Origin of the sequence: Aeromicrobium sp. REDSEA-S32_B7 (assembly GCF_001626145.1) — a bacterium.
Lineage (GTDB): Bacteria > Actinomycetota > Actinomycetes > Propionibacteriales > Nocardioidaceae > Aeromicrobium > Aeromicrobium erythreum.
The window spans coordinates 1-8,046 of the sequence record NZ_LUNF01000043.1 but is presented as its reverse complement, the minus strand read 5'-3'; the positions used below and the strand labels follow the sequence as shown (position 1 = coordinate 8,046).

Here is an 8,046-nt window from a genome sequence, read left to right as displayed (position 1 = left end):
GCCGGGCCGGCGCCGACGACGGCCACCCGCTTGGCGCGCTGCGTCGGGAGCAGCACCAGCTCGGTCTCGTGACCCGCGCGCGGGTTGAGCATGCAGCTGGCGCGCTGGTTCTTGAACGTGTGGTCGAGGCAGGCCTGGTTGCACGCGATGCAGGTGATGATCTCGTCGCTGCGCCGCTCGGCCGCCTTCGCGACGAAGTCGGGGTCGGCGAGCAACGGTCGGGCCATCGAGACGAGGTCGGCCTGGCCGGAGGCGATGATGCCCTCCGCGACCTCGGGGGTGTTGATCCGGTTGGAGGCGACGACCGGCACGGGGGTGCCGTTCTCGTGCAGGGCCTCGCGCAGCCGTGCGGTGTACGACACGAACGCCGCGCGGGGCACCGACGTGACGATGGTGGGCACCCGCGCCTCGTGCCAGCCGATGCCGGTGTTGATGATCGAGACACCGGCCTGCTGCAGCGTGAGCGCGAGCTCGACGGTCTCGTCCCAGGACTGCGCGTCGTCGACGAGGTCGAGCAGGCTCTGGCGGTACATGACGATGAAGTCCTCACCGACCAGCTCGCGGGTGCGCCGCACGATCTCCACGGGGAAGCGCATCCGCTTCTCGGCGGTGCCGCCCCACGCGTCGTCGCGGGTGTTCGTGCGGGCCGTGATCATCTGGTTGATGAGGTAGCCCTCGGAGCCCATGATCTCGACGCCGTCGTAGCCGCCGCGCTTCGCCAGGGCCGCGGCCTTCGCGAAGTCGGTGGCCGTGCGGTCGATCTCCCTCGCCGAGAACGCGCGCGGCCGGAACGGGCTGATCGGGCTCTTGCGCCGCGACGCGCTCTTCACGAACGGGTGGTAGCCGTACCGTCCGGCGTGCAGGACCTGCATCGCGATCTTGCCGTCGTGCTCGTGCACGGCGTCGGTGACCACGCGGTGGGCGTCGGCGAACGAGCGGTTGTTCATGGTGCCGCCGAACGGCAGCAGCCAGCCGGTGCGGTTGGGTGAGAAGCCGCCGGTGACCGACAGGGCGACGCCACCCTTGGCGCGCTCGGCGAAGTAGGCGGCGAGCTTCGGCAGGTCCTTGCGCCGGTCCTCGAGCTTGCTGTGGATCGAGCCCATGACCACCCGGTTGCGCAGCGTCGTGTGACCGAGGTCGAGCGGCGTCAGCAGGTGCGGGTAGTCCGGGTGGCCAGGCTGGGAGAACTGATGGGTGAACGGGCTGCTCATACTGGTCCTGTGATCTCGAGAGTCTCGGCGTGGGTGCTGGTCGTGGCGGGCGTGTTCAACGTGGTCATCTGGCCGCGGTTCGCGAAGGCGATCGTCGACGACGACAGGGCGTGGTCGGGCGAGGCGTGGAGCAGCGCCCCGACGTCGTTCCTGTGGGTGCACGCCGTGCTCATCGCCACGGCGATGACGCTCGGGATCTGCGTGCTCGTCATCGGGGTGCGCGCCCTTCGAGGCGCTCGAGGATCTCGTCGCACCAGCTGAGCGCCGTCTGCTCGCCGATGATGCCGCCCCGCAGCACGAGCCAGGGGCCGACGTCGGCGGGGTCGAGCGAGTCGGGGTCGGGGTAGAAGCGCTCGGCGCTCGTCTCGTAGTAGGCGAGCCGCTCGGCGTGGTGGGCCCGCTTGCGGCGCACGTCGGCGAGGATCGCCTCGCGGTCGCCGTGCTCGAGCGCGCGCAGCTTCACCGCGAAGCTGGAGCGCAGCGGCTCGGGTGCCGAGGGCTCGGTGGTGAACCGCGCCAGCTCGGATCGACCGGCCTCGGTCAGGGCGTAGACCTTCTTGTCGGGCCGACCGTCCTGGGTCACGGTCTGCGACGTCACGAGCGCGTCGGCCTCCATGCGGCCGAGCACCTTGTAGATCTGCTGGTGGCTGGCCTTCCAGAAGTTGCCGATGGAGGCGTCGAAGCGGCGGGCGAGCTCGTAGCCCGTGCCGGAGCGCTCCGCGAGGGACACGAGGATCGCGTGCTCCAGGGCCATGCGTCCGAGGGTACATATGCAACCAGTTGCACAGCAACCGTGGCGCCTACGCTGACGTCATGTCGATCTTCGCCGTGACCTACACCTACGGAGCCCCCGAGGACCAGCTCGCGACGCTGCGCGCCGAGCACCGGGACTACCTCGCCCACCTGCCCGAGCTGCTCGTGAGCGGTCCGGCGTCGAGCAGCCGCGAGGCGCTGCTTGTCTTCCGCGCCGACACGCGCGAGCAGGTCGAGTCGCTCGTGGCCGCCGACCCGTTCGTGTCCGCCGGCTTCGTCGCCCAGCACGTGGTGCGCGACTGGAAGCCGATCCTCGGTCCACTGAGCGGGCACTTCGACTCCTGACAGGAGGCGCGCCGTACGATCTCGGCATGCGCCTGACCCCCCTCGCGGCCGCTGCTGCCACGCTCGCCCTGGCCACCGCCTGCGCCCCCGCGGACGAGTCGTCCTCGTCCGACAGCTCCTCCTCGGTCTCCCTCGACCAGTGCAAGCCTGCCGACCTCGAGCTCCACAAGGCCGGCACGCTGACCATCGCGACCGACTCGCCGGCCTACGAGCCGTGGTTCACCGACGACGACCCGACGAACGGCAAGGGCTACGAGGGTGCCGTCGCCCGGGCGGTGGCCGAGAAGCTCGGCTTCGCGCCCGAGAAGGTCACCTGGGTCACCCAGGGATTCAACGAGGCGATCAAGCCCGGCGCGAAGTCGTTCGACTTCGACATCAACCAGTTCTCCATCACGAGCGAGCGCGAGAAGGTCGTCGACTTCTCCAGCCCGTACTACAAGGCCAAGCAGGGTGTCATCACCCTCGCCGACTCGACGTACGCCGACGTCACGAGCCTCGCGGGCCTCAAGGACGCCAAGGTCGGTGCCCAGGTCGGCACGACCTCGCTGGAGGCCACGCAGCAGCTCGGGCTCACGACCGACCCGCTCGTCTACGACGACACCACGAAGGCCGCCCAGGCCCTGCAGAACGGGCAGGTCGACGCGATCATCGCCGACGTGCCGTCGGCGTTCTACCTCGTCGCCGCCGAGCTCGACGGCGCGAAGCTCGTCGGGCAGTTCGAGCCGCGCACGGGCGAGTCCGAGGAGTTCGGCCTGCTGCTCGACAAGGACTCGGCGCTCACCCCGTGCGTCAGCGCCGCCGTCGACGCGCTGAAGGACGACGGCACGCTCGAGAAGCTGCAGCAGCAGTGGCTGTCGGACGCCGTCGACGTGCCCGAGCTGAGCCAGTCCTGAGCACCCACCAGCCGAGCGAGCGTCAGCAGGCCCGGGAGCGGTATCGCCGCTCCCGGGCGCTGCGGCGCGGTTCGGTCGCCGCGGTCTCGACGGTCGTGGTCCTCGGACTGCTCCTGCTCGGCGTCGTCAGCTCACCCGGTTGGGACCGGGTCCAGCGCACCTTCTTCGACTGGCAGGACGCGAAGGACTCGGTCGGCCCGATCACCGAGGCGTTCTGGCTGAACGTCCGGTTGTTCGTGGTGTGCGAGGTGTTCATCCTCGTCGTCGCGCTGGTGGTCGCCGTGGTGCGCGTGGTGCCGTCGCCGGCGATGGCGCCGCTGCGCCTGCTGGCGACGATCTACACCGACGTCTTCCGAGGCACGCCGACGCTGCTCGTCGTCCTGCTGGTCGGGTTCGGCGTCCCGGCCCTCGACCTCGCGGGAGCCCCGACCAGCCTGTTCTGGCTCGGCGTCATCGCCCTGACCCTCAGCTACGGCGCGTACGTCGCCGAGGTGATCCGCGCCGGCATCCTGTCCGTGCACCCCACGCAGTGGGCCAGCGGACGCGCGCTCGGCCTGTCGTACGGGCGCACCCTGCGCCACGTGGTGCTCCCGCAAGCCCTGCGCCGGGTGACGCCGCCGCTGCTCAACGACTTCGTGTCGCTGCAGAAGGACACCGCGCTGCTCTCGGTCATCGGCCTGGTGGAGGCGCTGCGGCAGGCCAACATCATCTCCAACCGCGACTTCGTGTTCACACCGCTCGTGGTCGCCGCGGTGCTGTTCATCGCCGCGACCATCGTCCTGGCCCGACTGGCGGACTGGCTCACCGTCCGCAGCATGCGCCGCGAGGCAGGAGGGCTCTGATGCTCAGGATCGAGCAGCTGCGCAAGAGCTACCACGGCACCGAGGTGCTGCGCGGCATCGACCTCACGGTCGAGCCCGGGCAGGTGGTCTGCCTCATCGGCGCCTCCGGCAGCGGCAAGTCGACGCTGCTGCGCTGCCTCAACCTGCTGGAGACCGTCGACGACGGCACGGTCTGGCTGGCCGACGAGTCGGGCGCCGAGCAGGACGTGACCGACCCGCGGGTCGACGTCGACGGGGTGCGACGCCGCGTGGGCATCGTGTTCCAGGCCTACAACCTCTTCCCGCACCTGAGCGTGCTGCAGAACCTCGTGCTCGCGCCGACCCGTGCGGCGGGGGTCTCGCGGCAGGCCGCGCGCGAGCGGGCGCTCGCGCTGCTGGAGCGGGTGGGTCTCGCCGACAAGGCGAGCGCCTACCCCGACTCCCTCTCCGGCGGCCAGCAGCAGCGGGTCGCGCTCGCCCGCGCGCTCGCGATGGACCCGGAGGTGCTGCTGCTCGACGAGATCACGTCGGCCCTCGACCCGTTGCTGGTGGGCGAGGTGCTCGACGTCGTCAAGGGCCTGCGCGCCGACGGCATCGCGGTCGTCATGGCGACGCACGAGATGGCGTTCGCCCGCGAGGCCAGCGACGTCGTCGCCTTCCTCGCCGACGGCGAGATCGTCGAGATCGGGCCGCCGGAGCAGCTGTTCGACGCCCCGCAGGACCCGCGCACCGCAGCCTTCCTGGCGCGGTTCCGCGACTAGCCTGACGGCATGGACGACCTCGAGGACCTGCTCGGCGCGGGCGCGTACGGCTACTTCGCGGGAGGTGCGGGCGACGAGCTCACGCTGCGCGCCAACGAGACCAGCTGGAGCGACGTGCGGCTCGCGCCGAAGGTGCTGGTCGACGTCGGCGAGCGCGACCTCTCGGTCGAGCTGCTCGGCCGACGTCGCGCGCACCCACTCGTCGTCGCCCCGATGGCCTACCAGCGGCACGCCCACGAGGACGCGGAGCGCGGCACCGCGCAGGCCGCCGCGGCCACGGGTTCGACGTTCGTGCTGTCGTCGCAGACCACCACGGCGCCGCGCGACGTGGCCGAGGTGGCGGGCCCCGACCGTTGGTTCCAGCTGTACGTGTTCAAGGACCGGCAGGTCTCGCTCGACCTCGTCGCCGAGGCGCGGGAGTCCGGCTACGAGGCGCTCGTGCTCACCGTCGACTTCCCGGTGGCCGGCTGGCGCGAGCGCGACAAGCGCACCGGGTTCAGCGTCACCCACCCGATCGCGCTCAACCCGGGCGGGACCCCGCTGACGACCGAGCAGATCTTCGCCATGCACGACCCGACGCTCACCTGGGACGACGTGCACGCCTTCGCCGAGGCGGCCGGCATGCCGCTGCTGCTCAAAGGCATCCTGCGCCCCGACGACGCGGAGCGTGCCGTCGACGTCGGTGCGGCGGGCGTGATCGTGTCGAACCACGGCGGCCGTCAGCTCGACACCGTGCTCACCGGGGCCGAGGCGCTGCCGCCGGTCGTCGACGCGGTGGCGGGGCGGGCCGCGGTGCTCGTGGATGGCGGCATCCGTCGCGGGTGGGACGTCGCGAAGGCTCTGTGCCTCGGTGCCGACGCCGCGCTCGTCGGGCGGCCCGTCCTGTGGGGTCTCGCGCGCGACGGTCGCGCGGGCGCCCAAGCGGTGCTGGAGCAGCTGGTCGCCGAGCTCGACTCCACCCTGGCCCTGCTCGGCTGCCCCAGGGCCGCCGATCTGGACCTATCCTTCCTGGCATGAACGAGCACGCGGGACAGTCCGCGTTCGACCCGAGCCTGCTCATCGACGTCGCCGGCGAGTACCTCTTCGACAGCGCCCCGACGCTCACCCAGCGGGAGGTCGCCGACCGGGCCGGCATGGACCTCGACCTCGCCAACAGCCTGTGGCGATACCTCGGCTTCCCCGAGGTCGAGGACGACCGGGTGGCCTTCACCGAGGCCGACGTCGAGGCGCTGCGGGTGACGAAGCGCCTCATCGACCTCGGCGTGCTCGAGGAGGACCGGCTCCCGCAGTTCGTCCGCTCCCTCGGCCGGACGTTCGCCCGACTCGCCGACTGGCAGACCAGGCTGCTGCTCGGCGTGCTGCAGACCGCGGAGGACGGCGAGCAGCCGCCGCTCGACGTGCTCGCCGAGGTGATCCCCATGGTCGAGGAGGTGCAGGGATACGTCTGGCGTCGTCACCTGCTCGCCACGGCGTCGCGGATCGCCCTGCGCGACGTGCGCTCGGAGACGGAGCGCCAGCTCGTGGTCGGCTTCGTCGACATCGTCGGCTACACGTCGCGCAGCCGGCAGATGAGCCCCCGCGCGCTGGGCGCCATGGTCGAGTGGTTCGAGCGGGTCGTCACCGAGCTGGTCGTGCAGCACGGCGGGCAGGTGATCAAGACGATCGGCGACGAGGCGCTGTTCACCGTGGACGACCCGACGGAGGGGGCCCTCCTCGCGCTCGAGCTCGTGGAACGTGCCGAGGCCGACGAGCAGTTCCCCGACGTCCGCGTGGGGCTCGCCCACGGTCCGGTGCTCGCGCGCCTGGGCGACGTGTTCGGCTCGACGGTCAACATCGCGGCGCGGCTGACCTCCGTGGCGCGCCCCGCCCGCGTGCTCGTTGACGCCGACCTGGCCGAGCTGCTCGACCACGAGGAGTTCCGCCTCCGGCGCACGCGACGGGTGTCCGTGAAGGGCTACGAGCACCTCGAGCCGTGGTCGCTCAAGCGGCAGCGGGAGCGGTAGCGGTCACCCGGATCTCGACCCGCATGCCCGGAGCACCCAGGGCGGCGACGCCGACCTGCGTCCAGATCGGCCGACGTCCGTCCATACGGGCGCGCATCTGCTCGACCATGACGCGGGTCGGCCGTTCACCGACCTGGTCGTCGGCGTCGGGCAGGTGGAAGGAGTCCACGGACACCACGTCGGACCAGCTGGCCCCGGCCTCGGCGAGGACCATCGCGACGTTGTCGAAGGCCTGCACGATCTCGGCCTCGAGGTCGTCGGGGAAGGTGAGGTCGAGGTTCCAGCCGCCCTGGCCCGAGATCTCGACACGGTCGCCGATGCGCACGGCCTGGCTGTAGCCGAGCTGCTCTTGGAAGCGGGAGACCGGGTTGTCGCCGGGGGTGAGGTGGTAGACGGGCAGGGACGGGTTAACTTCAATCATGAAGTGAACCTACCACGGAACACTTCACGCATGAAGTGACTGGCCGGATCTGTGGCGCACTACGCTGGCGGCATGGCCGAGCACCCCCGCGACGACGTGCGCTGGCTGACGCCTGCGGAGAAGGACGGCTGGACCGGTCTCGCGTCGCTCGTGCTGCTGCTGCCGGGCCGTTTCGAGGCCCCGCTCCAGCGCGAGCACGGGCTGACCCTCTTCGACTACCTCACCCTCAGCCAGCTGTCCGAGGCCGACGGAGGTCGCCTGCGGATGAGCGACCTGGCCTACCTCGCCAACGGCTCGCTCTCGCGGTTGTCCAACGTCGTCAAGCGTTTCGAGGGGCGCGGCTGGGTGGAGCGCATGCCCGACCCCGACGACGGTCGGTACACGCTCGTCGCGCTCACTGCGGCTGGCCGGCAGGTGGTCGAGGACGCAGCGCCCACGCACGTCGAGGCGGTGCGTCGCGAGGCGCTCGACCACCTCACGCCGGACGAGCAGGCGACGCTGGCGCGCATCGCGGAGCGGCTGCGGGTCAGGCCCCAGGACCATCCCTGAGCGTCCGCACCACTGCGTTCGCGGCGGCCCGGCCGGCTCGGTTCGCGCCGATCGTCGACGCCGAGGGCCCGTAGCCCACGAGCTGCACGCGGGGGTCGGCGACGGCCGTCGTCGACGTCGCGAGGGTCGCGCCGAGCTGGATCCCGCCGCGGGGGGATCGCAGGTGCAGCGGTGCGAGGTGGTCGACGTCGGGGCGGAAGCCGGTGGCCCACAGCACGACGTCGACGCGCTCGAACTGTTCCATCTGCCGCCCACGGCCCGGCACCCCCGCCGGGGCGCCGCCCCACAC

At 71.4% G+C, this 8,046-nt stretch carries 10 protein-coding genes and 2 pseudogenes; 8 read left to right on the top strand and 4 right to left on the bottom strand.

Annotated elements, in window-relative coordinates; genetic code table 11:
* Nucleotides 1-1,211, bottom strand: a pseudogene (locus tag A6Q79_RS03015) (2,4-dienoyl-CoA reductase FMN-binding domain-containing protein); the annotation flags it as partial.
* 9 nt (nucleotides 1,212-1,220) lie between these two features.
* Here A6Q79_RS03015 and A6Q79_RS03010 point away from each other — a divergent pair.
* The gene (locus A6Q79_RS03010) at nucleotides 1,221-1,472 is read left to right on the top strand and encodes an SCO4848 family membrane protein (RefSeq protein WP_253024555.1); all 252 of its coding nucleotides are present in this window, start codon (nucleotides 1,221-1,223) and stop codon (nucleotides 1,470-1,472) included.
* On the opposite strand, the gene A6Q79_RS03005 is transcribed toward A6Q79_RS03010, so the two are convergent.
* Entirely contained in the window at nucleotides 1,420-1,965 is a 546-nt protein-coding gene (locus A6Q79_RS03005; RefSeq protein WP_289016682.1) for a PadR family transcriptional regulator, read from the bottom strand. The two genes, A6Q79_RS03010 and A6Q79_RS03005, sit on opposite strands and share 53 nt — an antisense overlap.
* 59 nt (nucleotides 1,966-2,024) lie before the next feature.
* Between A6Q79_RS03005 and A6Q79_RS03000 the strand changes: the two genes are divergently transcribed.
* The 6 genes from A6Q79_RS03000 (at nucleotide 2,025) to A6Q79_RS02975 (ending at nucleotide 6,787) form a co-directional block, all read left to right on the top strand.
* Nucleotides 2,025-2,309: a YciI family protein gene (locus A6Q79_RS03000; protein WP_067860961.1), complete on the top strand. Its 285-nt coding sequence runs from the start codon at nucleotides 2,025-2,027 to the stop codon at nucleotides 2,307-2,309.
* A gap of 26 nt (nucleotides 2,310-2,335) precedes the next feature.
* Nucleotides 2,336-3,202, top strand: a complete 867-nt coding sequence (locus tag A6Q79_RS02995) for an ABC transporter substrate-binding protein (RefSeq protein ID WP_289016683.1) — start codon at nucleotides 2,336-2,338, stop codon at nucleotides 3,200-3,202.
* Between the two features lie 95 nt (nucleotides 3,203-3,297).
* A complete protein-coding gene (locus A6Q79_RS02990) occupies nucleotides 3,298-4,044 on the top strand; it encodes an amino acid ABC transporter permease (RefSeq protein WP_289016684.1) in 747 nt (248 codons plus the stop codon).
* Entirely contained in the window at nucleotides 4,044-4,784 is a 741-nt protein-coding gene (locus A6Q79_RS02985; RefSeq protein WP_289016685.1) for an amino acid ABC transporter ATP-binding protein, read from the top strand. The genes A6Q79_RS02990 and A6Q79_RS02985 overlap by 1 nt, the downstream gene beginning before the upstream one ends.
* 9 nt (nucleotides 4,785-4,793) lie before the next feature.
* Nucleotides 4,794-5,801 carry an alpha-hydroxy acid oxidase gene (locus A6Q79_RS02980; RefSeq protein WP_289016686.1) on the top strand — a complete coding sequence of 336 codons (1,008 nt, stop codon included), beginning with the start codon at nucleotides 4,794-4,796 and terminating at the stop codon, nucleotides 5,799-5,801.
* A complete protein-coding gene (locus A6Q79_RS02975; RefSeq protein WP_289016687.1) occupies nucleotides 5,798-6,787 on the top strand; it encodes an adenylate/guanylate cyclase domain-containing protein in 990 nt (329 codons plus the stop codon). The genes A6Q79_RS02980 and A6Q79_RS02975 overlap by 4 nt, the downstream gene beginning before the upstream one ends.
* Here A6Q79_RS02975 and A6Q79_RS02970 read toward each other — a convergent pair.
* On the bottom strand, nucleotides 6,765-7,208 hold the full coding sequence (locus A6Q79_RS02970; RefSeq protein WP_289016688.1) for a Rid family hydrolase: 444 nt from the start codon (nucleotides 7,206-7,208) through the stop codon (nucleotides 6,765-6,767). The genes A6Q79_RS02975 and A6Q79_RS02970 overlap by 23 nt on opposite strands.
* Before the next feature lie 72 nt (nucleotides 7,209-7,280).
* Between A6Q79_RS02970 and A6Q79_RS02965 the strand changes: the two genes are divergently transcribed.
* Nucleotides 7,281-7,757: a MarR family winged helix-turn-helix transcriptional regulator gene (locus A6Q79_RS02965; protein WP_289016689.1), complete on the top strand. Its 477-nt coding sequence runs from the start codon at nucleotides 7,281-7,283 to the stop codon at nucleotides 7,755-7,757.
* Here A6Q79_RS02965 and A6Q79_RS02960 read toward each other — a convergent pair.
* A pseudogene (locus A6Q79_RS02960) lies at nucleotides 7,735-8,046 on the bottom strand (hypothetical protein); the annotation flags it as partial. The gene A6Q79_RS02965 and the pseudogene A6Q79_RS02960 overlap by 23 nt on opposite strands.

What these genes read in the sequence shown, in the direction of transcription:
- A6Q79_RS02965 (WP_289016689.1), top strand. Translation starts at nt 7,281, where the DNA reads ATGGCCGAGCACCCCCGCGACGACGTGCGCTGGCTGACGCCTGCGGAG.
- A6Q79_RS02985 (WP_289016685.1), top strand. Translation starts at nt 4,044, where the DNA reads ATGCTCAGGATCGAGCAGCTGCGCAAGAGCTACCACGGCACCGAGGTG.
- A6Q79_RS02970 (WP_289016688.1), bottom strand. Translation starts at nt 7,208, where the DNA reads ATGATTGAAGTTAACCCGTCCCTGCCCGTCTACCACCTCACCCCCGGC.
- A6Q79_RS02980 (WP_289016686.1), top strand. Translation starts at nt 4,794, where the DNA reads ATGGACGACCTCGAGGACCTGCTCGGCGCGGGCGCGTACGGCTACTTC.
- A6Q79_RS02975 (WP_289016687.1), top strand. Translation starts at nt 5,798, where the DNA reads ATGAACGAGCACGCGGGACAGTCCGCGTTCGACCCGAGCCTGCTCATC.
- A6Q79_RS02995 (WP_289016683.1), top strand. Translation starts at nt 2,336, where the DNA reads ATGCGCCTGACCCCCCTCGCGGCCGCTGCTGCCACGCTCGCCCTGGCC.
- A6Q79_RS03000 (WP_067860961.1), top strand. Translation starts at nt 2,025, where the DNA reads ATGTCGATCTTCGCCGTGACCTACACCTACGGAGCCCCCGAGGACCAG.
- A6Q79_RS03005 (WP_289016682.1), bottom strand. Translation starts at nt 1,965, where the DNA reads ATGGCCCTGGAGCACGCGATCCTCGTGTCCCTCGCGGAGCGCTCCGGC.